The organism is Allobacillus sp. SKP2-8 (genome assembly GCF_007559355.1).
Taxonomy (GTDB): domain Bacteria; phylum Bacillota; class Bacilli; order Bacillales; family Alkalibacillaceae; genus Allobacillus; species Allobacillus halotolerans.
The window spans coordinates 43849-70290 of record NZ_VMHF01000003.1; the positions used below are offsets into that span (position 1 = coordinate 43849).

The window sequence follows — 26442 nt, forward strand, 5'->3', positions numbered from 1 at the left end:
AGTGCATATATCCTGCTCACGGGCTCATATCTCGTCTGGTCGGTCGCATTTATACAGCATCAGGCGGCATATCTCGCCAGGTTGGGCGCATATTTCCTGGAATTGGGTTCATATATTTAAATCGTGCTACTCATTTTCCTCTAAAATTTCAATGGCGCATATCTCTTGGGGTTGAGCTCGACACTCGGTTGAAGGGAGAAACGATGAAACGTCACCAAATGAAATTGATCAATAACCTAAAAAATCTGGGCCGATTCAGGCCCAGATTTTTTTATATGAACTCAAGGGGGAGAGAGAACATAGCGTGATTATTCTTTTTCTTCCAAGTCTTGTACTTTCACCTCTAAATCCTTATCGACGTCTTCTAAATAATTAATGACGGCTGTTTGTTTTTCTTCATCGACATGTTTGATATAGACGCGTTCGCCGTTATATTCAACATGCTTCATATCCGGTAAGTCAGAAACTTCTTGTGCACGGATAACATTCATGCATTAGCCTCCTTTAAAGGATGTTAGAGATAGCTGCATCATGTTATTGATCGCTATATTTATATATTACCCATTATTTGTTTATCTAAAACAGCTATAATTTTTATAAATCACTTTTTAACGTTAAAGTAAAAATGCGTTTTGAGTATATGGCAGAATGGTGAAGAAATTAGAATAAATCGTATGTATATGAGCAATAAGGTTGTAATAATGGCCAAATTTGGTATGATATAATTAGAAACAAAAATATATAACGTTTAAGGGAGAAAGGGGTTTGATGATAATGACAACATCATTAATCATTGTATCGCTCTCAGTATTTTCCACATTATTCGTGTTGTACGCGGTGGATAGCTTGGTGACTCAAGTGAGAAATCGCAGAAATGATACCAATACAACACTTCCAATAGATCAAGCACATCCAAATTTAGATATGGAACTAGGACATCGATAAAATAAATTTAAATATAAATAGAAAAGAACTGGACGGAATCATTCCCGTCCAGTTCTTTTGCGTCTACGAGCCGATGCAGAATCAACAATCATCCGCTTTATGATGATGTAAAGGAGGTGGGACTAACCATCCTTTATCTTTTTTCAAACGAAGGACCTTTGCACCGAGTTGAGCCTTTTGCGTATGGAATTGTCCAAACAGCATGCCGATATCTTCCCGAATCGATTCGCCCATGATTGTACTGCATGCTATTAACCCAGCAGCAATATGTGCCGATAAAGCGGCAGTGATTTCTGGGTCTTGAAAACGTGCCCCAATGGGAATATCATTTAAAGAAGCTTTTGGACGTTCCGGTGGTGTTGGAGGCAGTCCAATTCCATTTTCCTTTAATAGCGCTTCAATTTGTTTACTTTCACGTTGTCCTGCTTCAATTGCTTCTTCCAATAACTTTTTTAAATCTTCATCACCAGCATGATTTAACTAATTGGCTCATTTGTTGGATTGCCACTTAATACGCCCATAAACACACTCCTTAATTTATTGAGATCCATCCATCTTCTCCTTACTTAAAAAAAGAAATACAGATATATTGTTTGAACAAACATCAGAAACTATTCGAGCAGCAATTGAAAATAAAAAAAGGACGAAGAATTTTTTCTTCGTCCTTAAATCGTTACGAACGTAACCATTTCCAAATTTCAGGTAGTGTAGCATTTTTACCGTAAATCAGGATGCCGATTCTAAAGATCTTACCGGCTAACTTCATGAGTAACCAGATAGAGACAATCAAAATGGCAAGACTGATGAAAATTTGAACCCATGGCCATTCGTCCAATATCGATAACCGAAGGATCATGATACCAGGTGATGTAAATGGAATATAAGATAAAACTTGCGATAGCATGCCTTCTGGATTTGTAAGAACCGGGCCAATAAAAATGAATGGTAACCAAGGAATCATGAAAACAAAACCTTGGAAGTTGCTTCCGCTAGATGAGTCTTCTAATGTAGCACCGAGTCCGACAAAAATCGACGCAAACATCAGGTAACCCAAAATAGCAATAAGAAGGAATAATAACAATTCAGGGACAAGTAAGTATTCGATAATCGGATAATCGACTAAGGCTAGCGCAACTGGTGCAGCCATTCCAATCCAAACCGTCACTTGTAAAATTCCTAAAACGAAATAACCAATAATTTTCCCTTGCATCAATTCACCCGCCGTAACGGAAGATAAAATGATCTCCGCCACTTTCTCTTTCTTTTCTTCTGAGGCGCTTTGGAAAACCATCATACCGGTAATGGCGATGGAGAAAAGAACAAGTCCAGCAAAGACACCCGGAACAAACTTTTGTAAAAAGTATTCGATTCCTTGTGATTGTGCTTCACCAGCGTCAGTACCTGCTTCCATTGTCACTTCATTTTGGTTGAATGTAATTGGATTCATGGCTGTCTGGATCTCTGATTCGTCTAAACCTGTTCGCTCAAGCTGAATATAGCGAAGTGGCTGCTCAAATAGCTGCACTTCATATTGAAAACTCTCAGGAACTTCTTCTGAGGTATAATAATCAACTGTTCCACTCTGCAAGGCAGATTCATCTAGATGTATATAAACGGACCGTGTTTCATCTTCAAGCGTTGTAGCCATCTCATCAGATGATTCATCTGTAAGCTCAACATCCCAATGAAGGTCTCCACCTTCACTCAGCATCGGTTCCAGTTGATCCCACACTCCAATTTCATCATTCAGGTAGACAGTTGTTTGTGCTGGTTCACTGTCTTGGTCTTCGCCTGAATCACTAAGTAGTGTTGGAACGGTTGCGAAGATCGCAAAAATAATCGGTGTTAAAAACAATGAAATTAAAAAAGATTTGCTTTTAAGGTTTCTTCTGATTTCCCATTTGGCGACTTTCCAACTATTTCGCATCAACTACACCTGCTTCCTGTGCTAAACTACTGTCTGTCGCAATATCGACAAAGATTTCATGGAGTGAAATACGATCGACGCTCAGCTCTTGAATATCTAATGTACTCGGTAATTGTTTGATCCAATCGTTGACCTGCACATCGGAAGACAAGTATAAAATGGAAATGTCATCTTGCTGTTCAATTCGCTCAACTTGATTGATCTTTTCTAAGAGAGAACGATCATTATTACCGTGAATCGTACATTTAAAGTTCGCATATTGTGCCTTCACTTCATCCATAGAACCATAAATAACTTTTTGACCACGATGGATTAAAAACAACCGATCACACATTTCTTCTACTAAGTTCATTTGGTGGGAACTTAGCAATATAGCGGTTCCTTTTTTGGCAAGGTCTTTGATCTCTTGCTTGAAAACTTCTTGACTGACAGGATCCAATCCGGAGAATGGTTCATCCAAAATCAATAACTCCGGTTCATGAATAATGGATCCAATAAACTGAACTTTTTGTCCCATTCCTTTGGATAGTTCATCGACAGAAACATTCTCTTTTCCTTCAAGATCAAATTTTTTCAAATAAGCGAGTGCACGTTCCTTGGCTTTATCCAATGGATAATCTTTCAACTCCGCAAAATAAAGTAAGATGTCCATTACCTTAACCTTTTTATAAAGTCCGCGCTCTTCAGGCAAATACCCGATCTTGTGCCTCGGCACCTCGCCTTGTGCATGATTGTGAAATGTGACTGTGCCCTCATCAGGCAATAGGATGCCCATAATACTACGGATTGTAGTCGACTTACCGGCACCATTTGGTCCAAGAACCGCCATGATTTCGCCTTTATGTACATCAAAGTCGATATTCTTTACGACCCGTGTGTTTTTAAACGACTTACCTAGTCCTTTAACACTTAATATTTCATTCACAAACTTCCCCTCCCCCGATAACTTATTCATTATGTTATGAATGATATGTCACTAACTAAACATTGTATCAAAAAAATTGAAGTTGTAGGGAATTTTTTAAAAATTTAATTAGTAGAGGGATTGTTTGTCTCAATGAACATGTTCATACTAAAAAACCTTCTCTGAACATCAGAGAAGGTTTGAAACAGAGTTATTGTTTTGTCTGTTGAAAGGCGCTTTCTATGTTCACCTTTGTCGTTGGCTGGATATTTGCGAACATCGAGCGTTTCATTAAACGAAGGGCGTTATCATTGTCTCCTTCCGTTTCGGAAGCTGTACAATCACTTGGTACCCATAAGTTATATTCCCGCATATAAGCATCATCTGCTGTGAACAGCACACAGATATCACCAGCCACACCGGTCAGAATTAGATTTTTGACATCTAAGTGGCTGAGTAAGATATCCAGTTGAGTACTATAAAAACCACTGTGTTTTGGTTTGATGATGAAAAAGTCATCTTTTTCAGGGAGGACTTGCTCAACGACTTCTTGTCCACGTTCATTTCTGCACACTTCAATGACATTTTCAACGTCTTCTTGCCAGAGGCCGAAGTTATCGTTTACATAAATCGTAGGTAAACCTAATTCCTTTGCTTGTTTTTTCAACTTCATGATGGGATCGACGATTGGTTTCGTATTTTCAAGAAGATCCTCACCACCCTCAAAATCCATTTTATTGATCATATCAATTAAAATCAGTGCTGTGTTGTCTTTCATAGGAACTCTCCTTCTAGCTTATGCGTCTAGTTGAGGTGGTCCAGGTGGAAGATGACGTTTGTGCTCTGAAGATTTGTGTAGTTTCATGAGTGTTTTTTCGTCTTCTGCCGGGATTTCTTCTCCACGAAGATAACGGTCGATTGCAGCGTAAGAAATACCCATTTCCTTTTCGTCCGTCTGTCCTTCCCATAAATCTGCGCTAGGAGCCTTGTTTAGTATACGATCAGGTACACCTAAGTATTTAGCCATTTCTTTCACTTGTTCTTTTCTGTAATTAACGAGAGGATTGATGTCGACACCTTCATCACCATACTTCGTAAAATAGCCGGTAAAGAGCTCCGAAGAATTTCCGGTACCAATCACTAGATATTGATTATTTTGAGCAATCGCATATAACGTTGACATACGTAATCTTGCTTGGAAATTCGCACCGACCAATTGAGCGGAATCTTTATTCCACTTTTCGCCAAGTGTTTTTTCAATTTGACCGAAACCTTCTTTAAATGCATCCGTCAGTTCAATTCCGATATGGTTTATTTTCGAATCCTTTGCGACAAGTAGTGCATCTTCTTCTGCCTCAACAGAGTTGTGGATCGGTAATAGGACACCAAGGGCATGATCACCAAAAGCGCGCTTCATGAGGTAAGCGACAACAGTGGAATCAAGCCCGCCGCTCAACCCGACGACGCCACCTTTTGCACCGGCTTGGTCTTTATATTCCTTTAACCAATTCACAATATGCTGTACATGTTTTTCTGTATCCATAAAAATCACCTCTTGAAAAACATTATATACATAAGCATTCCTTCATTGGAAGTAAACTAAACGCAAGAGGGATAAGTATTTTATGACCACTGTCGTTCGCGGTAACTTTGGTTGGAAAATAGCGCTTGTGTTCTGAAAACATCTTTGTAAAACATCGGTTTTTAAATGAATTGGATAGTCATATTGAAGCGAAACAGTAAGTTCAATTGGTTGATTTTTAAAGGGATTTCTTAAATAATGTTTAGAGAAATGATTTGAACTGAAGTGAAGACGGAGGTATGAATATGAGAGTTGATATTTACTCAGATATGGTCTGTCCTTTTTGTTATATAGGTAAAAAACGTTTTGAAGAGGCGTTGGAAAACTTCTCAGGTCAATCAGATGTTTCGGTGTCTTATCGGAGTTTCCAATTGGATCCGAACAGTCCGAAAGAAACAGATTTGAGCCTGGATGAAGCATTGGCTAAAAAATATCAAATGTCAGTTGAAAAAGCGAAAGAAATGAATGAATCGATCAGCGAACAAGCAAGAGATGTTGGGTTGGAATTCAACTTAGACCAAGCACGTCCGGCAAATACAGAGAATGCTCATCGGCTTAGCCATTATGCAAAAGAGCAAGGAAAGATGGAAGCCTTTGTCAACCGTACGTTGAAAGCTTACTTTACAGAGGGCAAGAATATTAACGATCAAGATGTTTTACTGGGGCTCGCAGAAGATGTGAATCTTGATAAAGAAGAATCGTTACAAGTATTGGAAAGCGACCGCTTTAAAGACCAAGTGGTTGCAGATCAGCAGACAGCTGCGCAAATTGGTGCTCAAGGGGTTCCGTTTTTCGTATTTAACGATAAGTATGGCGTATCTGGAGCACAGCCTAGTGAGACATTCTTAGAAGTTTTACAAAAGGTGCAAGAGGAAGAAAAACAAGAGTCAAAAATTCAGGTGTTGGGATCCAAGACGGAATATTGTGATGACGACTCGTGCAATATGTAAGAAGAGAACCGCATGGCTATGATAGCTGTGCGGTTCTTTGCTTTCTATTAAAAAAAGAATGGAGTAAACAGTCGGAAAATATTAGTGAATGGATATCGACGACGACGGAATCTGCGGAATCTTCCTGGGTAATGACCATAGGATCCGCCATATCCTCCGTATCCATAACCAGTTCCATAGCCGCCATAACCGCCGTGCCCATAGCCAGCATAACCTGATCCAAATCCATCAATCCGTTCATCGGATGATTCTCTCATCTCATCCCCACATGGCATGATCAGTGTCACACCATCTTCGTCATATTCATCTAAAATACCTTCTACCATCGATCCATCCATTAACTGCGCATGCATGAGATGAAGTTTATGCTTATTGCAGTGGTCATACATATTCTTTTTATGTTGATTTTCATCCATTTGTTGTGGCATATTACCATAATGTGCGGGCATCATTTGTTGATTGCAGTCCATTCCAGGCCCCATATAATGCTGTCCTTGAACCATACTTGGATTTCCTTGATGTCCATACATCATGCCGTGTTGATGGTGATCTCCACACATTGCTTCTGGTTGTTTCTTTGGCTGATAAGCATCTTTATGACTCATCATGAATCCCTCCTTTAGTCTTCACCCATAAGATATTCATTCATTAGGCAAGTGTGCTTGAGATTTTATGTTCCGTTTGGGAATAGAGACCGTTTAGTGGGTGGCATGTTTGAATCGATGAGATACATCTTAAGACTTCGGATGCGTATAATAAATAGGATGGAGTAATAAGATGTTACGTCTTTAAAGGGATTTTGCGATTTTTGTTGAATATAGTCATTAGTGTGAAATTATTTAGAAGGGGAGCGATAAAATGTCGACCATCACAGACTTAGGCGATAAAATTTCAATGGTTGATTTACATGACTTGTTTGTTCCAGAAAGAACGGGAAGCTATATTCTCCACGAAGAACAACCGTCAATTATCGAAACGAGTGCAAGTCCATCCATCCCTCATTTATTAAACGGCTTGGAACAATTAGAAATTCAACCAGAAGAAATTCAATATATTATTGTGACACATATTCATTTAGATCACGCTGGAGGCGTTGGTGTTTTACTGGAGCATTGTCCGAATGCAACGGTAGTCGTTCATCCACGTGGTGCTAGACATATCGCTAATCCAACGAAGTTGATTCAAGGAGCACGGGCGGTCTACGGTGACCAATTTGATCAATTATTCGATCCGATTAAGCCGGTGCCCGAAGACCGGATTATCACAAAGGAAGACGGCGAGCAATTGCGCCTAAGTGAACATCGAGTTTTAACATTCTACGATACACCAGGTCATGCAAAGCATCACTTTTCTATACATGATTCTGTTAGTAACGGTATGTTTACCGGAGATACGATTGGTGTTCGTTATGCCCAACTGGCAGGTGAACATGAATTTATTTTGCCATCGACGTCGCCAAATCAATTTAACCCGGACTCAATGTTGGAATCCATGCAACGAATCAAGGATATGGGTGTTTCAAGAATCTTCTTTGGTCATTATGGGGTATCGGAAGATCCTGAAAATGTCTATCGCCAAATCACCTATTTTCTCCCTATATTCATGGATCGTGGTAGAAAGGTCGATCAGGACTATGAGGGACGGACATCATCCGAAAAGGCGGAATTGCTCTACGAGTTGCTAATTGAATCCGTCGCTTCACATTTAGTGGATCGTAAGGTGAGTGATGACCATCCTGTTTATCAGCTTTTAGAAGTTGATATGAAAGTTTGTGCACAAGGGATTATAGATTATTTAGACAAAAGTAAGTCTAAGCAGTGACTTAGAATTTGTTATATAGGTACTGTTGCTGAAAAAGTATCGAAAAGCTGCGTTTATCAGCGGTTCGAGCCTGTTTATCAGCAGTCAGAAGGCGTTTATCAACAGTTCGAGCTTATTTATCAGCAGTTAGCCTGCATTTATCAGCAGTTCGAGTCCATTTATCAGCAGTCAGCCTGCGTTTATCAGCAGTTCGAACCCATTTATCAGCAGTCAGAAGGCGTTTATCAGCAGTTCGAACCCATTTATCAGCAGTCAGAAGGCGTTTATCAGCAGTTAGAGCCCATTTATCAGCAGTCAGAAGGCGTTTATCAACAGTTAGAACCGTTTTATCAGCAGTCAAAAGCATTTATCAGAAGTTCGAACCCATTTATCAACAGTCAGCAAGCATTAATCAACAGTCCGATCACATTTATCAACAGTAAGCAGCAAGCTTACGCTCTTCTTCCAAAAAAGATCGATAACTCAATCTTATTGGACGTTATGCTGAACAATATTCTTTGAATATAAATAACAAATACGGATTGAGCGGCCGGACGATATTTAAAATCGCCTGCTATTGCTAAATGAAAGATACGAGAGACCATCACTCTTGTATCTTTTTTATTTTGGAGAATTTTTATTGACAAAAAGCCGGCAGGGGAATATTATAGACAATATGTTAAACCCGATTAAATCAATCGGAAATGGAGGAATTGAATATGACAACAAAAGTACAGCCTGTCAACGAGGCTTTAGATCCAATAAAAAGAGAAGATCAACAGTTAAATCAACCACAAACACCTTTGATTATAGCTGGCTTGATTGTAACGGCTATATTAATGGTGTATTTATTGTTCACCCAAGTCGCAATGCAATCTATTTTATTAATCCTTGGTTTATTACTTGGATATACACTGTTTCATGCGCGTTTTGGTTTTACATCTGCCTTTCGCCGCTTAGCAGCAGTAGGGAATGGGCAAGCCGTTCGCGCCCATATGGTTATGCTTGCGGTCGCGGTCACATTATTTGCACCGATTCTCGCATTCGGTGTGTCTTTCTTTGGTACAGGAGTATCTGGCTATGTTTCTCCTGTCGGTGTTAGCGTGATTTTAGGTGCATTTTTATTTGGTATTGGAATGCAGTTAGGTGGCGGTTGTGCCTCTGGTACGCTCTATGCTGTTGGAGGTGGACGTACAGTAATGCTGTTTACTTTGCTATTTTTCATTGTAGGTTCAACAATCGGTGCCTATCATTTGCCATTTTGGACGGATGAGACACCATCTTTTGAACCGATCTCACTAGCGACATCTACAGGGTTAGGCTATGGTGGCGCATGGATTGTTTCAATCGCATTATTTGGTTTAATTGCATGGATTACATTAGTAATTGAAAGAAAAAAACAACCACCACGTATGGCTCCATTGCCAAAGACTGCTGGTTGGAAACGGATCTTTCGTGGTTCATGGCCACTATTCGCAGCTGCAATCGGTTTAGCGGTTTTGAATGCTCTAACATTAATGACAAGAGGCCAACCATGGGGAATCACATCAGCATTTGCATTATGGGGATCCAAAACAGCTCAATTTTTCGGAATTGATGTCGCCAGTTGGGGATATTGGCAAGGTGCAAACGCGGAAGTTTTGCAGTCTAGTATTTTTACAGATTCAACGACCGTTTTGAATCTTGGTGTCATTTTAGGTGCCTTTCTCGCATCAGCGGCTGGCGGATTATTTAAGTTTTCCAAGCTGACGAAAGGCAATGTAGCAGCTTCAATCATCGGTGGACTGTTGATGGGATATGGCGCACGCCTAGCATTCGGTTGTAATATCGGTGCTTACTTCGGTGGCATTGCTTCATTCAGTGTGCATGGTTATGTATGGGGATTGCTTGCATTGGCAGGAACCTTTGTCGCTCTGTATCTACGACCTCTATTTGGTTTATCGGTACCGAAGCCTAAGGATTCATTCTGTTAGCAAGGATAAAAGCTACTCTATAAAAAGAGTGGCTTTTATTCTTGTAAGTAGCAGATAAACACGCTTATTTCCCAAATTAGTAGGGTGTTAACTTATTTTAAAGAAAACATAACAAATAATTGACACACTTTATGTCTCCACTGTATAATCTACTATTATAAAATAAAACCGAGTAATTATATCGGATTAATTAGGAATGGTGCTTAAATGTTTTTGGAGCTAAAGCAAGTAGGTAAAAGTTACAAAGATCAACAGAATCAGTTTGAAGTCTTTTCCGATATTGATTTATCCATTGAGGAAAATCAATTTGTTTCCATTCTCGGTCCTTCAGGTTGTGGAAAATCTACGTTGCTTTCAATGATTGCAGGCTTAGAGAACATAACCGAAGGCACCATTTTGTTGGAAGGGGAAGAAATCAGTAAACCGGGCTCGGACAGAGGGATGGTTTTTCAAGAACCTTCACTGTTTCCTTGGTTGAATGTAAAGAATAATGTTCTTTACCCGATTAAGAAGCAATTACCGAAAAAAGAAGCGGAAGAACGGGTTAAGCATTTTTTGAAAATGGTTCATCTAAGTAGGTTCACCAATCATTACACCTACGAATTATCGGGTGGGATGCAACAGCGTGTAGCGATTGCAAGAGCGCTGTCGATGGATCCTAAAGTGCTTTTGATGGATGAACCGTTTGGTGCTTTGGATGAACAGACTAGGGATTTAATGCAAGATGAGTTAACAAAGATTTGGCAAAAAACAAATAAAACCATTCTATTTGTTACGCATAGCATTCACGAAGCCATCAAGCTTTCCGATCGCGTCATTGTCATGGGGATTCGTCCGGGTCGGGTCATTGCAGACATCCATGTTGATTTGCCACGGCCTAGAAAGAGAAGTAATCCGGATGTAGTTAAACTGGAAAGCCAAGTAATGGACTTACTGAAAGTCGAAATCGACAAAGTGTTAAAGGAAGAAATAGACTATGAAGCTAGCAATTAAACGAATATTATTTCTGGTTGTCGTTGTAGGAATCTGGCAGCTGGTTGTGGCAATGAATGTTTTCCCACCAGTCGTTTTGCCGGGTCCCCTTAAGGTGCTGGAAGCTTTATATGATGGCTTTGCGAGTGGGAGTTTACTCGTAGCGCTAGGAGCCAGTTTTAAACATCTATTAATTGGTTTGTCGCTCGCATTACTTTTCGGAACAATTCTCGGCGTCATTCTCGGGAAATCACGCCAAGCGGATGAGACGGCCGGGATGTACTTAATTGCTCTACAAAGTATTCCAAGTATTGTCTGGGTACCTTTATCCTTGATGTTATTCGGATTCACGGAGTTCGCCGTAATTTTTGTTGTCGTATTAGGTGGAACGTTCGTGATGGCATTGAATGTTCGGTCAGCGATTCAAAATGTCCCGCCTCAATTGGTGAAGGCAGCAAGAACGATGGGCACAAGTGGTGCGGAGTTATTTTACCGGGTAGAAATCCCGGCGAGTATTCCTTATTACATGACAGGCGTACGCCTTGCTTGGGCGTTCAGCTGGAGAGCTTTAATGGCTGGGGAATTATTAAGCAATGGTCCAGGACTAGGGTACTCTTTACAGTTTGCCTCCGATTTTGCCAAAATGGATCAAGTCATTGGAATTATCATCATTATTGGTACGATCGGTGCAATCGTCGATCAGTTGGTCTTTTCAAAACTAGAGAAAAATGTCCTTAAACGTTGGGGCTTATTAAACACATAAAAAAGGAGAGTCATTCAATGAAAAAAATGATTTTGTTCGCAATGGTATTAGTGTTAGGTGCATTGATGGCAGCTTGCGGTAGTTCCAATGCGGAAGAGGATTCGAATGAAGAAGTGACGATTGGTTACTTTCCAAATATAAATCACGTTGCCGGCATGGTTGCAGAGGAAAAAGACTTATATTCAGAATCGTTGCCGGACGGAACAACTGTCAACTATCAATACTTCCCAGATGGATCAGCGTTTATGACGGCGCTTGAAACCGGTGATATTGAAGCAGGTATAGTCGGTCCCGGACCTGCCATGAACCACTATACGAGTGGAGCAGAGGTAAGTGTTGTCGCAGCTGGTTCAACAGGCGGTACGGTCATCATGGCGAGAAAAGGTGCAGGAATTGAATCACCTGAAGACCTTGCAGGGAAAAACTTCATTTCACCAAGAGTTGGATGCACACACGATGTTCAGTTTGAGACACAAATGAAAGAAGAATATGGCATGACAACCGATCGTGTGAACGGTGAAATCAAACACGTCACAGGTAAACCAGCAACTTATTCTAATATGTTTGCAACAGGTAATGTAGATGTCGCAACTGTACCAGAGCCATGGGCGTCATTTATTGAAGAAGAGGGTACAGGGGAAGTCTTGATTGATACGCCAGATGTTGCCTATGGTGAGACATTACCTGCTGCCGTTTTTGTCACATCCAACGAATTAATTGAGAATGATCCGGAACTTGTTCAAAGTATCGTGGATGGACATAAAAGTGCAACAGAGTTTATCCAAAACAATCCGGATGAAGCGAAAACAATTGCGATTGATAAAATCAAAGACATTACGGACCAAGAACTATCTTCTGAGGTCGTCGATCGGGCATGGGAGCGAATTACTTTCACCTACGAGGTTAACTCAGAGGTATTGCAGGAGTTCGCCAATTCATCCCATGATTTAGGATTCTTGGATGAACAGCCTGATTTGTCAGGTTTAGTCGACAAACAATTTATTGAATAGATTTGCTAAAAGCCACTCGGTTTGCCGGGTGGTTTTTTCTTTCTCAGAACTTCCGGTAGTGATGAATAGTCAATTTATTATAATTTAAAGCTTTTCAATAAAGTCATGATAATATATGTAGAAATCGGCCAACAAAGCATTGCGGCCGATGTTGCTGAGAGATATGAATACAATAACAACCAAGTAAATGCTATTCATCATCTAGTTGTTGAAGATGGCGTGTATAAAATCAATGTGACAGAAACATTAACCGATACAATCGTACTGATCGATCAAGACGGCAATCCAATTCAATAGAAATAGAATAGGGTGTTCAAGCGGCGTAGCTTGGATGCTCTTATTAATAGAAAAGAAGGAATTCATCACTCACTTATCGAATCTATTTAAGATGGAAGAGAATATATTTTTAGAGGTGAGATGATGGAAGAAGTTAAGCATGCGATTCAAGATGATTATCCAAATGATTTTGCTCATTGCTTTGGTTGTGGACATCAAAATAAGGATGGACACTTATTTCGAACAGGATGGAAAGGTGATCAGTCGATAACCGTATATCAACCTAAGCCAAAACACACAGCCATTCCTGGATTTGTTTATGGTGGATTGATCGCTTCCTTGGTAGATTGTCATGGTACTGGGTCAGCAGCTCTCTTTTTACATAGCAAGAATGGTCACGAGCCAGGTGATGGCAAACCAGCGCCACGCTTTGTGACAGCCTCGTTGCATGTGGACTATTTAAAGCCGACACCTCAAGGCGTTCCGTTGAAAGCAGTTGGCGATATTGAAGAGATTCATCCGAAAAAATTCAAGGTGACGACCAGCGTTTATGCAAATGATGAAGTTGTTGTAAAGGGAGAGGTTGTGGCAGCCGTTATGCCAGATACGTTCGCGAATAAGGGATAAAATTATTCGTCATTCCATATATAATGAAAAGCTAATGAACCCTGGCAATTAAGAGGCCAGGGTTCAATTCGTTCTATTTATCTAAAAAAGTTCAAATATTTGTAAACAACTTCATAAAAATGTGGTATATTAAACTTGTTTATGTAAATTTTGAAGTTCGTTTAAGTTGAATAAAGCTTTTTGATAGTATTGATCTTCTTCAGTCAGGTCAAAAACTTGCTTTGCTTTTTGAAAAAACTCAAGTGCTTGAACCGTTTGGTCGATTTCTTCATAAGCTCTACCAACAATAAAATAAAGGTGACCCATTCCATAGAGGGAACGATTATTTCTACATGAGGTCAGCCCTTTTTTCGCGTGTACAATCGTTTTTTCATAATTGGAGATCATCAAATAACAACGGGACAGGTTATACCGAATCATGATTTCAATATTATGATTCCGAATGATTGGTAGTTTCTTGACAGAGAAAAGTAAATCTTCATACAGATTTATAGCCTGTCTGTATTGTTTGAAGTCCACCAATATGTTTGCTTTATTCATCAAAATTTCAATCTCACGCTCGCATTTGACCTTATGGTTTGTATTGAATAATAATAAAGCTTCATTCAGTAAATCTAGTGAGGTGTCCAGGTCCTTATCCACATACCTTTTACATAACGCTTTATGCCATAAAATGAATTGTTTAAAACGTCTGTTTTCATATAAGGGAGTTTGTTCTTCCTTTTCTATTAACCTTTTCAAAGCAGTGTAATTATCTTGGATGACCAATTCCCGTGCCTGGATTTCTACTTCCAGAGAGTAATCCATTCGTTCGGGAAAAGTAGTGTCATAAAAGTAATTCACATCCACACCGAGTCGTTCGGAGATTTTAAATAGAATATCTGCCGCAATCGCCAAAGAGCCATTTTCAATTTTACTAATGTAGGCTTGGGTACAGATGCCATCACACAACTCCTTTTGCGTCATATGAAAGTACCTTCTTAAATCATAGATTTTTGCCCCGATGTCTTCACGGTTATCTATCAAAACCTCACATCCTTTTACAAAATTTCCCTTAAAATATTCCAATGTTTATACTTTTTGAGAAAAACGAAGAAAACATAAGAAAATGATCATTTTTTCGGCTCAAACCGTTTTAAATCGCAAATCCATCTATTTTGATAGTGTGATAGATTTAATTTAAATCAACTCGCAAAGGAGGGTCTGGTTTGAAAAAGCTTTTGAGCCTTATAGCTGTTGTTCTTATTGTTTCTAGTCTCTATGGCTTTGACGCGAGCCAAGAAAACACGTCTGAAGAAGCGTTTGTTACCATTCAAGGTATTGGAAATGGGAACAAAGATCTCGGTTCGCTAGACTAATTGTTCGTTGCAAATCTACAAATGATACAACCATCCATATCGGGCTACCCCAGCAATTTTGGTGGCCCTCTTTTTTCAAATTGAATTTTCACAATATACATAAATATATTATACACTGTTTGACATAAAACGAAAATTAGCCATCACTATTAAATCATAGCGAGGGAGGATTCTTTTATGGTTCACCAGCAAGTGAAGAAACAAGTAAAGGTTACGCCAGAAGAATTCTTGGAAGGTTATCGTTATATCGAGGAAGCGATGAATCAATCAGATTCCTATGAAGATGCCCTACATCATATTTTGAAATACTTTGACCGTAAACTAAACGGCACATACAGTGCAATTATGATTGTGGACGAGAAGAAAGAATTTTTTCAGGAGTGTATTTCTAATGGACTATCTGAAGAGTTCAAGGAAGCATGTTGTGGAACAGTGATTGAGAAAGGGATCGATTCAAATGCAACGGCTATTCGCATGGAAAGAGTCGCTTTTTCAGAAAATATTTCGAATGGCCTGTCAGGGGATGGTTATCAAGAAGTATCTGATCTATTGAGATTAAGCTCTTGTTGGTCTATTCCTATCTTTGACTATCGTGACCGCGATGTGATCGCTGTATTTTCTATCTTTTCAAAACAATTTCATTCACCGACCAATCGTGAAGTAGAAATCGTCAAATCCTTCCGCTCGCTATTAACCTTGTTAATTGCAAATTATATTCAATCCGAACAAATGAGAATTGACTTTCCGTGGATGAACGAAATCAAAGAGCCAGAATCCAAAGCTGATGAGCAATTTAAATGTGAGTTATTGAAAGCGATTGAAAATAAAGAGATTAAACCATTTTATCAACCGCTATATCAAATAGATACCAACCAAATCTACGGTTTTGAAGCATTAGCTCGTTGGGATCATGCACAGAAAGGGATCCTGCCGCCAAGTGAATTTATCGAGTATGCCGAAGAACACGATATCATTGACTTGATTGACGAGCTCGTCGTGGCGCAAGCTTGTATGGATATCAAAGAGTTAATGGAAAAGCATCATCAAGATTTTGTCTTGTCCGTTAATATTTCGGCTCGTCATATTACCCAAGTGAATTTTTCTACAAAATTAAAAAACATCTTAACCAATACAAATTTCCCTGGAGAACAGCTCGCACTTGAAATTACGGAGACAGCTTTAATGCAACAAATTGGCCACGTCTCAAAAACAATCGATCGAATTAAGCAGCAAGATGTGCAGATCTCGATTGATGATTTTGGAACATCTTATTCCTCATTAAATTACTTGAAGTATTTATCGGTTGATATGATTAAACTTGATCGTTCATTTGTGCGAGATGTCATTTATAACCCAGTCGATCAACGAATCTGTAAAACGATTATACAGCTCGCAGAAGATTTGAACTTAAAGCTATTGGCTGAAGGAATAGAAACGAAGGAGCATTACGAAATGATTCGTAGCTTTGGTTGTAAAATCTTCCAAGGATTCTACTTCAGTCATCCGTTAAAATTTGAAGATATGAAGAAACAAATTGCTCAACAACGTACATGAAAATCGCTAACTACCTTACTATTGGTTTGCATATTACTCCCTTTTCAATTTGTCCTAACCTTAAAAACGGTTAGGACATTTTTTTTGAAAAAATTGCTGCCTCGCCAAACTATATTCAACTCCCAACAGAAATGCTGATTGCCTCTAAGATGAGTCATCGCTCGGTAAATGATATAATGAAGTAAATAATTTACGGGGATGGGGGAAGAGCTTAAATGGCAATTCAATTAGAAACCGTCATTGAAGCACCAATCGAACAAGTTTTTGATGTAGCATCCAATTATCGATATACAGAAAAAATGAATCATATTGAAGATGTAGAGATCATCACAGACGGTCCTGTTGGATTGAACACTGGAATCAAGGAAACGAGAAATATTCGTGGATTCAAAGTGGAAAACATCCTGAAAGTGACTGAATTTGAACCGAATAAACGATTCACGATTGAAAGCCAACAGCATCAACTGTTTCTGACTTACACATATCTTTTTACTGAAGTTGAAAAGGGTACAAAAGTGGAATTCATCGGTAAACTCAAACCATCCGGAATAAAGAACAAATTGTATAAACCGCTGATCACAAAGATGATCAAAAAAGAAGATGGGGAACAATTAGAAGTCATGAAGCAATATATTGAGGAACAGAATCAATAGTTGTTTTACTGATAAAACATCACTTTTCTTATTAATTTCATTGATAGATGGGTATACAAGAATGAGGAGGGAAAATGAATGGAACTATTATCAGAAGAGCAGATTGAACAAGAACTCGAAAAGCTATCCAACTGGAAGCGGATTGATGAAAAGTGGATTCGCCGTCGTTATAAATTCGAAAATTATTTGTTAGGAATTGAGTTCGTCAGCAAAGTGGCAGCCTATGCAGAGGGAAAGCAACACCACCCCAATATTGCGATTGATTATAAAGTTGTAACGCTTAAAATTTCATCTTGGGAAATGCAGGGAATTACCGATTTGGATATTGAGATGGCGAATTATTTTGATGAATTATATGAGCAATCGGATAAATAATAACACGATAGATGGATGCTGCCTGGTGAATTTTTGCTAGGCAGTTTCAACACGTATAAGGAGAAATGAATGATATGGAATTTTTCGAACGACTCACAACCTTGGAAGAAGCGGAACAATTAATCGAAGGAAACAACGTGGCTTTTTTGTATATTTCACAAGAAAACTGTAGTGTTTGTCACGGGTTGAAACCACAAGTGAAAAAGGTGATGGATCAGTATCCGAAGATCCAAGCTGCTGAGATTCGTACAGATGATGTTCCGGAAGTGGCTGGAAAGTTTCATATCTTTACGGTGCCTGTTCTTTTGCTTTTTGTAGACGGAAAGGAATATCACCGTGAAGCTCGCTCGGTTTACATGCAAAAATTTGACAAAAAGATAAAAGAACTTTATGAAAATTATTTCGAATAATTTATTTTACTTATACGTTTATTAGTCATTGCCCCTGGCATGAGTAGTTATGCGGTAACTATCGATGAAAAGTTAAACCTAAATGGTGCTCCTCACGTGCGTTATACGTATTTTTTATACTAGGACATTTGACTAACTAGCGAGCAAGGTCTTTTTCCTTAATCAATAAGAACTGTTTTTAAAATGGACCATTGAGGGTAAACTATACAAAATTACCGTGTCACCTTGGAGGCAACCATGAAAATTGAAAAGATCCTTAGTGGAATTTCATATAAAAATCCATACAATCAACCAATCGATCACATAGATATCCTAGGGATTACCGATGATTCACGTGAAGTACAAGATGGTTATATGTTTATTGCCGTCAATGGTGAGAAAATCGATGGACACCAATACATTGATGAAGCCATTCAAAACGGCGCTTCAGTAATTGTCGGCGAGCGTCCTACCCCCTTGGAGAAGACTGTCTATTTATCTGTGGAACAGTCAAAATCGGTTTTAGGAATCCTCGCGAAAAATTTCTATGATACGGCTGACAAAAAGCAGCAGATCATCGGAATTACAGGGACAAATGGAAAAACAACGACAAGCTATATGGTGAAAGAAACGTTGGAAGCACAAGGATTTCAGTGTGGGATTGTAGGGACAATCCAAAATATTGTTAATGGACAAGCCTTCAAGACGATTAATACGACCCCGAACCCAATAAAATTACATCAACTACTTCACCAAAGTGAAGACGATGTCATGATCATTGAAGTATCATCACACGCTCTGAAACAAGACCGTGTCAAAGGTGTAGTCTTTGATGTGGCCGTTTTTACGAATTTAGAGAAAGAGCATTTGGATTATCATTCAACGATGGAAGACTACTTTGAAACCAAGTATCAACTGTTTAAACAATTAAAGAAAAATGGACTAGCAATCGTGAATCGGGACAATTCATGGGGAGAAATTGTTTATCGCAGGCTGAAAAATCAATCGTATCAATTAAAAACAATCAGTACTGAAGTGGAAGCTTCAATTCTTTTGGATACAAGGCAGTCAACGATTCAGTTTGCCAATGAAAAAGCGATGTCATTCGAGTTGAAAATGCCAGGTGAACATAACCGCTTAAATGCAACGATGACCCTGCTTGTCGGTGAATATTTTGGGTTAGACCGCGAAAAGTCGATGAATGTCTTGCGTAATTTTTCTTCTTTGCCAGGTCGATTCGAGTCGATTCATTTCCCGGGAAATATACGAGTCGTCATCGACTACGCTCATACGACAAAAGGTATTATTTATTGCTTGAAGGCCGCTCGTGAATGTGATGCCAAACGAGTGATTCATGTGTTTGGATTTCGGGGCGATCGCGATGAATCGAAACGTGCTGATATGTTGATTAATTCGGCGATGTACAGTGATCAATATATCTTAACCTTAGACGATCTCAACGAACAACCAGAAGAAGAGATGGTTCAAACACTACACAGCTACCATGCCAAATATGGCCATTCACAAGGAGAAATCATACCCGATCGTACACTTGCCATTAAAGAGGCCGTTGAAGCAGCAGATGAAGGCGATATAATCTTGGTGACGGAAAAGGTCACGAGTTATATAATCAAGCGTTTCAATTAGGGACAAATTCGGACAGGGAAACCGTCGAAAAATTAAAGCAAACGGTGAAAGATATGAGCATATAAAAAGCATTCCAACATCGATCGAATCGATTTGTCGGAATGCTTTTTTGATGGACTCAACTATCCTGCAGACTCACTCGCTACTTCAATTCTCTTCTCTGCAAGGGACAACAGATAGACAGAAAGGAATGGCAATAGAAGGAGCAATGCCAAAATGCCAAAAAGGACTTGAATTGAAAAGTAATCGACAATTAATCCTCCGAAAGCGGGGCCAGTCATCTTGCCGGCTGTAGCAACACTATTAATAATACCTTGATAAAACCCTGTTCTGCCTTTTGGTGCTAAGTTACCTGCAATCGTCGGCACTGCAGGCCAAACAAACATTTCACCAAAAGTGAGTATCACCATACCTGTTGCAAACTCAGCAAAGGATTCGGCTTTAAGGATATAGATAAAAGAACCGAGGAATATCGTATTACCGACAACGATTTGCATTTTCGGACTCGTAATCCAGCGGGTGATCAGCTTCATCAATGGCTGACCTGCGATGATCATAGCACCATTAATCGTCCATAACACGCTGTACCGATCAATCGGGATTCCTAAGTCCTGTGTATAAGACGCAATGGTTGTTTGCCATTGTGTATAAGCAACCCAAGCGATAAAGAAACCGATACTTAAAAAGCCAAGAGCCAAGAAAGACTTTTTGTTTTTAATTGCTAGCCCTTTACTGAAGACGGTTGAATAAGCATTCGCATCCACTTTCTTCTCCATCGGTTTAAATGTAAAAAACACAATGATATAGAACAGAATAAAAAGGGAAGCATTTGCCCAAAAAATATAAGAAAAAGAATAGTAAGCAACAAAACCACCAAGCGAAGCACCCAGGGCGACACCGACGTTTTGTGCGACGTAGATCGCATTAAACGAGCGTCTGCCGCCTTCAGGCCACACCGAAGTTGCCATTGCGAACATAGCAGGAACGATGACACCTGAACCTAATCCCATCACGATTAACAGAATCGAATAAGGGACAAGTGAATGGAATTGCGTTAACACAACAGCGGAAATGAGCGTTAAAGCTCCACCACTTAAAATTGTACGATATCCGCCGATTTTATCAAAAAGCGTTCCTCCGACTAAATTACCGACGATCGCAGCTCCTTGATTGAACATCAAAATGAGCCCAGCGAAAGTCAGCGACTCACCAAGCTCATTGTGCATATAAATTGTATTTAACGGCCAGATAAAAGAGGCACCTGTGACGTTAATGGATGTTGCGATAATTAAAATCCATACCTGTTTTGGCATATGCTAATACTCCTAACCAGTAGAAAACCAAGACTTTATTTCACGTATTTTATCACGATTAGTCGAAAAAAACTATCAGTGGATTTTAAGTAGTCGTTACAGTATGAAAACGTGTTGGTGAGCGTTGAGGGAGTGCCTGACTGTTCAAAGGGTTGGTTTGAACGTTCAAACGTTCGCGCTAACCGTTCAAAGCATCGTGCTAACCGTTCAAAGCATCGCGCCAATCGTTCAAAATATCGCTCTAACCGTTCAAAATATCGCGCCAACCGTTCAAAGCATCGTACTAACCGTTCAAAGTATCGCGTTAACCGTTCAAAGTATCGTGCTAACCGTTCAAAGTATCGCTCTAACCGTTCAAACTAGCCCGCTAACCGTTCAAACGACCCTGCTAACCGTTCAATCCCCATCCCAAATGTACAAATTTAGCACAAACATTTCTCCAAAAAGACAGCCTGTTTATGATAAAATAAAACAGGCATTATTAAAGTGGGGGATTGGATTGCAAACATATAGTAGAAAGATTGTAGAACATCCATTGTTTCAACCGATTGTAATTGGCATCATTTTATTGAATGCCATATTTGTCGGAATCGAAACATACGGAAGTTTATATGAAAAATACCGAGAGTGGTTTTTGACGTTTGATATTATCGTATTGATTTTGTTTACAATTGAAATTATTTTAAAGATGATTGCAGAAGAGAAAACCTTACATTTCTTTAAAGATAATTGGAATGTCTTTGACTTTCTCATTGTTGCGGCGAGTTATGTCTTTATCGGATCACCATTCATCACCGTATTACGGGTTTTACGTGTGTTACGTGTCTTTCGCACGATTTCCGTCATACCTTCTCTTCGAAAATTAGTGAATGCTTTGTTGATGACCTTGCCTTCTTTAGGAACCATCATGTTACTGTTGTTCATTGTATTTTATATTTTCAGTGTCATCGGTACGATGCTCTTTCAAGATGTTAGTGCGGAATACTTTGGTAATCTGCAGCTGACGGCGTTGACGTTATTTCAAATGATCACACTGGAATCATGGGCAAGTGGTGTCATGCGTCCAGTCATGGAAGTTACCCCTTGGGCGTGGATTTATTTTGTGGCGTTTATTCTTGTCGGTGCTTTTGTCGTGCTTAACCTATTCGTCGGAGTCATTGTCAATAACTTTGAAAAGATCGATGCATTGGAGAAAGAAGAAGAGGATGAAGCAGATCAACAAATTGTCCGCGGAGAAATCGCTGAATTAAGACAGGAAATTCGAGAGTTAAAAGAATTAATCAAAGAGAAAAACTAGAGAAAATCTGGGAAAAAAGTTATATAAAAGATGAAAACCCGAACGATTTAATATCAAATAAATCGCTCGGGTTTTTTATTTGACTGGCGCTTCATCAAACACTTCGCTTGCCGCGGGCTGCGTGTCCGTTTTTTCCATTATAAAAGTTATATGGCATTAGAGTCCGACAATTAATAGGCAAACTCCTGCTTGGGACTTAACTTTAGCAGTGAGCAGCCGAACTCCAACAGTGAGCGGTACGACTTCATCAGTGAGCAGCCGAACTTCAGCAGTGAGCGGCTCAACTTCAGCAGTGAGCGGTACGACTTCAGCAGTGAGCGGCTCAACTTCAGCAGTGAGCAGCCGAACTTCAGCAGTGAGCGGCTCAACTTCAGCAGTGAGCGGTACGACTTCAGCAGTGAGCAGCCGAACTCCAGCAGTGAGCGGCTCAACTTCAGCAGTGAGCAGCCGAACTCCAGCAGTCAGCAGTTCAACTTCAGCAGTGAGCAGCTGAATCTGCAATTACTTGACCACAGGCGGCTACGTGTTTTAATTCTACTTCCTATACGCTTACGTCATTATTATTTAAACAACTGTCTTTTACATCAAAATTTATCTTTTATCCTATCATCTTTTTACATTAGTGTTGCTGAGGATTCGGTAAAGTTGTGAAGCTGTTCAGTAATTGTGTCATCGATTGATCATCAAATTGAGGAACTTGGTAGTAGTTCCGATCATTTTGATACAAGAATAACTCATAAGCCATTTCACACAAGTTCGGTACGCTATCTTGCAAGACGCGGCGCATAACCGGGTTCGTTGCTTCCAATGCAGATGTCGTAAATGCTGTCGCACATGCTTTAATATGCCCCATCATATAACTTGAGTAATTTTGCTCATTCAATGATTGAGGAGATTGCTGTGGTTGCGTTGGTTGGCTAGGACTCAGGCCATATGTGACATCATTTGAAAGTTCAAAGTTATACGTCGTGGTTGGTTGCTGTGGACGCGTTCCGGATTGATACGTATTGACCATCGTGTTATACAATTGATTCAGGAACTGAGTTTGTCTTGATAAAATACTTTGCAGCTGTTCACACTGAATGTTCGGTTGGTACATTTTATAGTGCTCCAGTGTGCCAGTGAGTGTGGACAACGTTTCATGAACATCCATGATTTCATGTGCGCCATGACTTTTGTTTGCAGCTAAGTTGCTCGAATCTTGCATTTGGCTGTTCGAATTTTGTTGCTGTTGCATGAAAGAATCCTCCTTTGTGTAAAGTACAATCATAAGGTGGTTCTTTCAGCGTGGAATTATTCATAAAAAAACTGCCCTTAAATGTTTTCATTTAAGAACAGTTCGTCATATTATTTACGGTTTGCGTATTGTTTAACAGAACCGACGTACTCATTCAGTTTTTCTGCACCATTGATCGCGTGATAAACGAATTGTTTTGCAAACTCAACAGCTTCAAGCGGAGACTTGCCGTTCACATAAGAGCCGGCTATGGCAGAGGCAAAAGTACAGCCTGCACCGTGTGTATAACAAGGCTTAATGACTTCGCCCTCTAACACAATGAGTTCATTGCCGTCGTAAAAAACATCAATAGCTTTGTTTTCGTCTACATCCGAGCCACCTTTAATGACAACATTTTTGGCGCCAAGATCATGAATTTTCTTGGCTGCTTCCTTCATATCATCAACCGTTTTCAATAAAGGCATTTCTGTCAATTGACTAGCTTCGAAAAGATTCGGTGTTGTAATGGTGGCTTTTGGAACAAGGATCTCCCGTAAAGCAACCGCATTCTCTGGATGGACGGGTTCATCGACGCCTTTACAAGCTAAGACAGGATCAACCACAGCTTCAAGATTATATTTATCGATGGTATCTGCTGCCAATTGAATGGACTCAGTTGTTGGAATCATCCCTGTTTTCATTAGGTCCACACCAACACCATCCAAGATCGTGCGAAGCTGTGCTTTTACAGTGTCAATCTCAATCGGATAGACATCGTGCGCCCAGTTTTCAGGATTTTGCGCAACCATTGTTGTCAAAGCGGTCATCCCATACACACCTAGTTCTTCCATTGTTTTCAGGTCTGCTTGAATACCTGCACCGCCACTTGTATCGGATCCAGCCATAATTAAAACTTTTTTCATTTCGTTCTTCCCCCTTGGTATGTGTAGCTAGATTTCTACAGACGGGAAAAATGACGAATTAATCGGTTAACGTATCATTTTCTAAGTCTGAAAAATTGATGCTTAACTAACGAATAATATTATTTTACACGTTTCACTTTATATTGACAAATAGATGATACGGAAAAAATGTACCCTCTAACTTAAAGTTGATTGCAATGCAAAATGCCCATAAAGCAATGCTTCATGAGCGAATGAAAAATATCCTTTGTTGGGAGTTATCCGAATCGGCCGTTGATATAATCCTTTGTTCGGGAATCTTTAGGTTCAGTAAATAGCTTTTCGGTTTTACCAAATTCGACAACTTCACCATTTAAGAAGAAGGCTGTTTGATCAGAAATCCGAGCTGCTTGCTGCATATTATGTGTGACAATGACGATGGTATATTGCTTTTTTAATGATTGGATGAGTTCTTCCACTTTTGTTGTTGAAATTGGGTCAAGCGCAGATGTAGGTTCATCCATTAAAATGACTTCAGGTTCGATGGCAAGGCATCGAGCAATACATAATCGTTGTTGCTGTCCGCCGGATAACCCGAATGCATTTTCCTTTAACCGATTTTTTACTTCATCCCAAATGAATGCATCTTTAAGGCTTTTTTCGACAATGTCATCGAGAATGCTTTTCTTCTTAATTCCGTGAATGCGTGGCCCATACGCAACATTATCATAAATTGATTTCGGGAAAGGGTTTGGTTTCTGAAATACCATGCCAACATCCGTACGTAAAGCTTCAGCTGAATAGTCACTACTTAAAATATTACTTCCTTTATAGTGAATATCGCCTTTTGTTTCAACAGAGGGGATAAGCTCAACCATTCGATTTAATGTTTTAATGAATGTTGACTTTCCGCAGCCTGACGGACCAATAATCGCTGTAATGCTTTTCTCTGGAATCTCAAGATCAATATTTTTTAATGCTTGCGTTTCTCCATACCATAAGTTTAAAGACTTTGTTTCAAAAATCTTTTCATTTTCCAATTCAATTTGCCCGTCAGAATCTTTCTTTTCAATCTCTGGAACAGCATATAATTGTGTTTGTATAGCCATACAATAATCTCCTTTCTAAAAACGATGTTGGAATTTATTACGAATGTAAATCGCTAATGAATTCAGGATGAATAACATCAACAATAAGATGATGATTGAGGCAGCAGCTAAATTCGCGTATTCTTCAACGAGAGCTGCATCCAATGTCCAGTAATAGATCTGCATCGGCAATGCTGTAAACCGGTCCATAATTCCACCTGGGAATGGAATCAATAGTGCTGGAATACCTAACACGACAAGTGGTGCTGTTTCTCCGATTGCACGTGATAAAGCAAGGATCGAACCTGTTAAAATGCTCGGCAAAGCGGTTGGCAGAATAATGTTTTTAATGGTTTGCCATTTGCTAGCCCCTAATCCATACGATGCTTCGCCAAGAGTTGGGGGAACCGCACGCAATGCCTCCTGAGAAGAGACGATGACAATTGGTAAAACGAGCAAGGATAAGGTCAAACCGCCAGCTAATACTGTACTGCCAAAATCCATGAAGCGAACAAATACGGTTAATCCGAGAATTCCATAAACGATAGACGGAACACCTGCTAGATTGGCAATGTTCGTTTGGATGAAGGAATGAACTCGCCCTTTCGTCGCATATAGTTCAAGATAAATTGCAGCACCCATACCGAGAAACAGTGTGAAAATGATAACGACAAGCATCAACCAAAACGTTCCGAGTATCGCTCCCATGATTCCTGCTTTTTCAGGATCCATAGATAAATGTCCCGTTAAGAAATTCCAATCAATCCAAGCGAAGCCTTGAAGAACAGTACGAGTTAACAGAATTGCCAGTACGACTAAGCCGAAAAGAGTAGCTCCAAGGAAAACATATTTGAGAACATTGTTGAGTCTAAGTCGAAAATTCATTCTTTTTTTTACTTGTGAACGTTCGATATATTGCAT

General features: G+C 39.6%; 30 protein-coding genes and 1 pseudogene. 16 read left to right on the forward strand and 15 right to left on the reverse strand.

The window, feature by feature from the left end; all coding sequences use genetic code 11:
* Positions 1–308: 308 nt before the first annotated feature.
* A complete protein-coding gene (locus FPQ10_RS04955; protein ID WP_144161192.1) occupies positions 309–491 on the reverse strand; it encodes an H-type small acid-soluble spore protein in 183 nt (60 codons plus the stop codon).
* A gap of 283 nt (positions 492–774) precedes the next feature.
* Between FPQ10_RS04955 and FPQ10_RS12945 the strand changes: the two genes are divergently transcribed.
* Positions 775–945 (forward strand): hypothetical protein, encoded by a 171-nt coding sequence (locus tag FPQ10_RS12945; protein ID WP_186278542.1) that lies wholly within the window; start codon positions 775–777, stop codon positions 943–945.
* 81 nt (positions 946–1026) lie between these two features.
* Here FPQ10_RS12945 and FPQ10_RS04960 read toward each other — a convergent pair.
* The 5 genes and pseudogenes from FPQ10_RS04960 to nadE all read right to left on the reverse strand — a co-directional run bounded on the left by FPQ10_RS04960 (position 1027) and on the right by nadE (position 5319).
* A pseudogene (locus FPQ10_RS04960) lies at positions 1027–1466 on the reverse strand (DUF3231 family protein).
* Between the two features lie 152 nt (positions 1467–1618).
* Positions 1619–2872 carry an ABC transporter permease gene (locus FPQ10_RS04965; protein WP_144161195.1) on the reverse strand — a complete coding sequence of 418 codons (1254 nt, stop codon included), beginning with the start codon at positions 2870–2872 and terminating at the stop codon, positions 1619–1621.
* Entirely contained in the window at positions 2862–3797 is a 936-nt protein-coding gene (locus FPQ10_RS04970) for an ABC transporter ATP-binding protein (RefSeq protein WP_144161198.1), read from the reverse strand. Before FPQ10_RS04970 ends, FPQ10_RS04965 begins: the two co-directional genes overlap by 11 nt.
* A 190-nt stretch (positions 3798–3987) precedes the next feature.
* Entirely contained in the window at positions 3988–4554 is a 567-nt protein-coding gene (locus FPQ10_RS04975) for a cysteine hydrolase family protein (RefSeq protein ID WP_144161201.1), read from the reverse strand.
* Positions 4555–4572: 18 nt separating this feature from the next.
* Positions 4573–5319 carry an NAD(+) synthase gene (gene nadE / locus FPQ10_RS04980; RefSeq protein WP_144161204.1) on the reverse strand — a complete coding sequence of 249 codons (747 nt, stop codon included), beginning with the start codon at positions 5317–5319 and terminating at the stop codon, positions 4573–4575.
* Between the two features lie 284 nt (positions 5320–5603).
* On the opposite strand from nadE, the gene FPQ10_RS04985 reads away from it, so the two are divergent.
* Positions 5604–6308, forward strand: coding sequence for a DsbA family oxidoreductase (locus FPQ10_RS04985; RefSeq protein ID WP_144161207.1), 705 nt, complete (start codon positions 5604–5606; stop codon positions 6306–6308).
* 47 nt (positions 6309–6355) lie between these two features.
* On the opposite strand, the gene FPQ10_RS04990 is transcribed toward FPQ10_RS04985, so the two are convergent.
* The gene (locus FPQ10_RS04990) at positions 6356–6913 is read right to left on the reverse strand and encodes a hypothetical protein (protein WP_144161210.1); all 558 of its coding nucleotides are present in this window, start codon (positions 6911–6913) and stop codon (positions 6356–6358) included.
* 253 nt (positions 6914–7166) lie between these two features.
* On the opposite strand from FPQ10_RS04990, the gene FPQ10_RS04995 reads away from it, so the two are divergent.
* Complete coding sequence (locus tag FPQ10_RS04995; protein WP_144161212.1) at positions 7167–8129, forward strand: MBL fold metallo-hydrolase; 963 nt, start codon at positions 7167–7169, stop codon at positions 8127–8129.
* Between the two features lie 112 nt (positions 8130–8241).
* Here the strand turns inward: FPQ10_RS04995 and FPQ10_RS05000 are convergent, their stop codons facing one another.
* Entirely contained in the window at positions 8242–8469 is a 228-nt protein-coding gene (locus FPQ10_RS05000) for a hypothetical protein (RefSeq protein ID WP_222103052.1), read from the reverse strand.
* Between the two features lie 358 nt (positions 8470–8827).
* Here FPQ10_RS05000 and FPQ10_RS05005 point away from each other — a divergent pair, with 358 nt between their 5' ends.
* The 6 genes from FPQ10_RS05005 (at position 8828) to FPQ10_RS05030 (ending at position 13729) form a co-directional block, all read left to right on the forward strand.
* Positions 8828–10081, forward strand: coding sequence for a YeeE/YedE family protein (locus FPQ10_RS05005; RefSeq protein ID WP_144161217.1), 1254 nt, complete (start codon positions 8828–8830; stop codon positions 10079–10081).
* 207 nt (positions 10082–10288) lie between these two features.
* A complete protein-coding gene (locus FPQ10_RS05010) occupies positions 10289–11074 on the forward strand; it encodes an ABC transporter ATP-binding protein (protein ID WP_144161220.1) in 786 nt (261 codons plus the stop codon).
* Positions 11058–11816 (forward strand): ABC transporter permease, encoded by a 759-nt coding sequence (locus tag FPQ10_RS05015; RefSeq protein WP_144161223.1) that lies wholly within the window; start codon positions 11058–11060, stop codon positions 11814–11816. Before FPQ10_RS05010 ends, FPQ10_RS05015 begins: the two co-directional genes overlap by 17 nt.
* Before the next feature lie 17 nt (positions 11817–11833).
* Entirely contained in the window at positions 11834–12826 is a 993-nt protein-coding gene (locus FPQ10_RS05020) for an ABC transporter substrate-binding protein (RefSeq protein ID WP_144161226.1), read from the forward strand.
* A 105-nt stretch (positions 12827–12931) separates the two neighbouring features.
* Entirely contained in the window at positions 12932–13123 is a 192-nt protein-coding gene (locus FPQ10_RS05025) for a hypothetical protein (RefSeq protein WP_144161229.1), read from the forward strand.
* Positions 13124–13243: 120 nt separating this feature from the next.
* Positions 13244–13729: a PaaI family thioesterase gene (locus FPQ10_RS05030; protein WP_144161232.1), complete on the forward strand. Its 486-nt coding sequence runs from the start codon at positions 13244–13246 to the stop codon at positions 13727–13729.
* A gap of 129 nt (positions 13730–13858) precedes the next feature.
* Here the strand turns inward: FPQ10_RS05030 and FPQ10_RS05035 are convergent, their stop codons facing one another.
* Entirely contained in the window at positions 13859–14755 is an 897-nt protein-coding gene (locus FPQ10_RS05035) for a helix-turn-helix domain-containing protein (protein WP_144161235.1), read from the reverse strand.
* A 182-nt stretch (positions 14756–14937) separates the two neighbouring features.
* Between FPQ10_RS05035 and FPQ10_RS12950 the strand changes: the two genes are divergently transcribed.
* From FPQ10_RS12950 to FPQ10_RS05060, 6 genes are all read left to right on the forward strand, one after another.
* On the forward strand, positions 14938–15087 hold the full coding sequence (locus FPQ10_RS12950; RefSeq protein WP_186278543.1) for a hypothetical protein: 150 nt from the start codon (positions 14938–14940) through the stop codon (positions 15085–15087).
* A gap of 177 nt (positions 15088–15264) precedes the next feature.
* Complete coding sequence (locus FPQ10_RS05040) at positions 15265–16641, forward strand: sensor domain-containing phosphodiesterase (protein ID WP_144161238.1); 1377 nt, start codon at positions 15265–15267, stop codon at positions 16639–16641.
* A 215-nt stretch (positions 16642–16856) separates the two neighbouring features.
* Positions 16857–17294, forward strand: a complete 438-nt coding sequence (locus FPQ10_RS05045) for an SRPBCC family protein (protein ID WP_144161241.1) — start codon at positions 16857–16859, stop codon at positions 17292–17294.
* Between the two features lie 78 nt (positions 17295–17372).
* The gene (locus FPQ10_RS05050; protein WP_144161244.1) at positions 17373–17669 is read left to right on the forward strand and encodes a 4a-hydroxytetrahydrobiopterin dehydratase; all 297 of its coding nucleotides are present in this window, start codon (positions 17373–17375) and stop codon (positions 17667–17669) included.
* 74 nt (positions 17670–17743) lie between these two features.
* Positions 17744–18079 (forward strand): thioredoxin family protein, encoded by a 336-nt coding sequence (locus tag FPQ10_RS05055; RefSeq protein WP_144161247.1) that lies wholly within the window; start codon positions 17744–17746, stop codon positions 18077–18079.
* A 237-nt stretch (positions 18080–18316) separates the two neighbouring features.
* A complete protein-coding gene (locus FPQ10_RS05060; protein ID WP_144161250.1) occupies positions 18317–19705 on the forward strand; it encodes a UDP-N-acetylmuramoyl-L-alanyl-D-glutamate--2,6-diaminopimelate ligase in 1389 nt (462 codons plus the stop codon).
* Positions 19706–19827: 122 nt separating this feature from the next.
* On the opposite strand, the gene FPQ10_RS05065 is transcribed toward FPQ10_RS05060, so the two are convergent.
* Entirely contained in the window at positions 19828–21018 is a 1191-nt protein-coding gene (locus FPQ10_RS05065) for an MDR family MFS transporter (protein WP_144161253.1), read from the reverse strand.
* A 157-nt stretch (positions 21019–21175) separates the two neighbouring features.
* Between FPQ10_RS05065 and FPQ10_RS05070 the strand changes: the two genes are divergently transcribed.
* Positions 21176–22315 (forward strand): ion transporter, encoded by a 1140-nt coding sequence (locus FPQ10_RS05070; protein WP_370512023.1) that lies wholly within the window; start codon positions 21176–21178, stop codon positions 22313–22315.
* A 156-nt stretch (positions 22316–22471) separates the two neighbouring features.
* Here FPQ10_RS05070 and FPQ10_RS05075 read toward each other — a convergent pair whose 3' ends face one another.
* The 5 genes from FPQ10_RS05075 to pstA all read right to left on the reverse strand — a co-directional run bounded on the left by FPQ10_RS05075 (position 22472) and on the right by pstA (position 26442).
* Entirely contained in the window at positions 22472–22816 is a 345-nt protein-coding gene (locus FPQ10_RS05075; RefSeq protein WP_144161256.1) for a hypothetical protein, read from the reverse strand.
* A gap of 118 nt (positions 22817–22934) precedes the next feature.
* Positions 22935–23552, reverse strand: coding sequence for a spore coat protein (locus tag FPQ10_RS05080; protein WP_144161260.1), 618 nt, complete (start codon positions 23550–23552; stop codon positions 22935–22937).
* 110 nt (positions 23553–23662) lie between these two features.
* Positions 23663–24454 (reverse strand): bifunctional hydroxymethylpyrimidine kinase/phosphomethylpyrimidine kinase, encoded by a 792-nt coding sequence (thiD, locus tag FPQ10_RS05085; protein ID WP_144161263.1) that lies wholly within the window; start codon positions 24452–24454, stop codon positions 23663–23665.
* A gap of 257 nt (positions 24455–24711) precedes the next feature.
* Positions 24712–25542 carry a phosphate ABC transporter ATP-binding protein PstB gene (pstB, locus tag FPQ10_RS05090; protein ID WP_144161266.1) on the reverse strand — a complete coding sequence of 277 codons (831 nt, stop codon included), beginning with the start codon at positions 25540–25542 and terminating at the stop codon, positions 24712–24714.
* A 15-nt stretch (positions 25543–25557) separates the two neighbouring features.
* Entirely contained in the window at positions 25558–26442 is an 885-nt protein-coding gene (gene pstA / locus FPQ10_RS05095) for a phosphate ABC transporter permease PstA (RefSeq protein ID WP_144161269.1), read from the reverse strand.

Bases quoted from the DNA above. Each gene is read 5' to 3' on its own strand.
- FPQ10_RS04955 (WP_144161192.1), bottom strand. From the start codon at position 491: ATGAATGTTATCCGTGCACAAGAAGTTTCTGACTTACCGGATATGAAG.
- FPQ10_RS12945 (WP_186278542.1), top strand. From the start codon at position 775: ATGACAACATCATTAATCATTGTATCGCTCTCAGTATTTTCCACATTA.
- FPQ10_RS04965 (WP_144161195.1), bottom strand. From the start codon at position 2,872: ATGCGAAATAGTTGGAAAGTCGCCAAATGGGAAATCAGAAGAAACCTT.
- FPQ10_RS04975 (WP_144161201.1), bottom strand. From the start codon at position 4,554: ATGAAAGACAACACAGCACTGATTTTAATTGATATGATCAATAAAATG.
- nadE (WP_144161204.1), bottom strand. From the start codon at position 5,319: ATGGATACAGAAAAACATGTACAGCATATTGTGAATTGGTTAAAGGAA.
- FPQ10_RS04985 (WP_144161207.1), top strand. From the start codon at position 5,604: ATGAGAGTTGATATTTACTCAGATATGGTCTGTCCTTTTTGTTATATA.
- FPQ10_RS04990 (WP_144161210.1), bottom strand. From the start codon at position 6,913: ATGAGTCATAAAGATGCTTATCAGCCAAAGAAACAACCAGAAGCAATG.
- FPQ10_RS04995 (WP_144161212.1), top strand. From the start codon at position 7,167: ATGTCGACCATCACAGACTTAGGCGATAAAATTTCAATGGTTGATTTA.
- FPQ10_RS05005 (WP_144161217.1), top strand. From the start codon at position 8,828: ATGACAACAAAAGTACAGCCTGTCAACGAGGCTTTAGATCCAATAAAA.
- FPQ10_RS05010 (WP_144161220.1), top strand. From the start codon at position 10,289: ATGTTTTTGGAGCTAAAGCAAGTAGGTAAAAGTTACAAAGATCAACAG.
- FPQ10_RS05015 (WP_144161223.1), top strand. From the start codon at position 11,058: ATGAAGCTAGCAATTAAACGAATATTATTTCTGGTTGTCGTTGTAGGA.
- FPQ10_RS05020 (WP_144161226.1), top strand. From the start codon at position 11,834: ATGAAAAAAATGATTTTGTTCGCAATGGTATTAGTGTTAGGTGCATTG.
- FPQ10_RS05025 (WP_144161229.1), top strand. From the start codon at position 12,932: ATGATAATATATGTAGAAATCGGCCAACAAAGCATTGCGGCCGATGTT.
- FPQ10_RS05030 (WP_144161232.1), top strand. From the start codon at position 13,244: ATGATGGAAGAAGTTAAGCATGCGATTCAAGATGATTATCCAAATGAT.
- FPQ10_RS05040 (WP_144161238.1), top strand. From the start codon at position 15,265: ATGGTTCACCAGCAAGTGAAGAAACAAGTAAAGGTTACGCCAGAAGAA.
- FPQ10_RS05045 (WP_144161241.1), top strand. From the start codon at position 16,857: ATGGCAATTCAATTAGAAACCGTCATTGAAGCACCAATCGAACAAGTT.
- FPQ10_RS05050 (WP_144161244.1), top strand. From the start codon at position 17,373: ATGGAACTATTATCAGAAGAGCAGATTGAACAAGAACTCGAAAAGCTA.
- FPQ10_RS05055 (WP_144161247.1), top strand. From the start codon at position 17,744: ATGGAATTTTTCGAACGACTCACAACCTTGGAAGAAGCGGAACAATTA.
- FPQ10_RS05060 (WP_144161250.1), top strand. From the start codon at position 18,317: ATGAAAATTGAAAAGATCCTTAGTGGAATTTCATATAAAAATCCATAC.
- FPQ10_RS05065 (WP_144161253.1), bottom strand. From the start codon at position 21,018: ATGCCAAAACAGGTATGGATTTTAATTATCGCAACATCCATTAACGTC.
- FPQ10_RS05080 (WP_144161260.1), bottom strand. From the start codon at position 23,552: ATGCAACAGCAACAAAATTCGAACAGCCAAATGCAAGATTCGAGCAAC.
- thiD (WP_144161263.1), bottom strand. From the start codon at position 24,454: ATGAAAAAAGTTTTAATTATGGCTGGATCCGATACAAGTGGCGGTGCA.
- pstB (WP_144161266.1), bottom strand. From the start codon at position 25,542: ATGGCTATACAAACACAATTATATGCTGTTCCAGAGATTGAAAAGAAA.
- pstA (WP_144161269.1), bottom strand. From the start codon at position 26,442: ATGCAATATATCGAACGTTCACAAGTAAAAAAAAGAATGAATTTTCGA.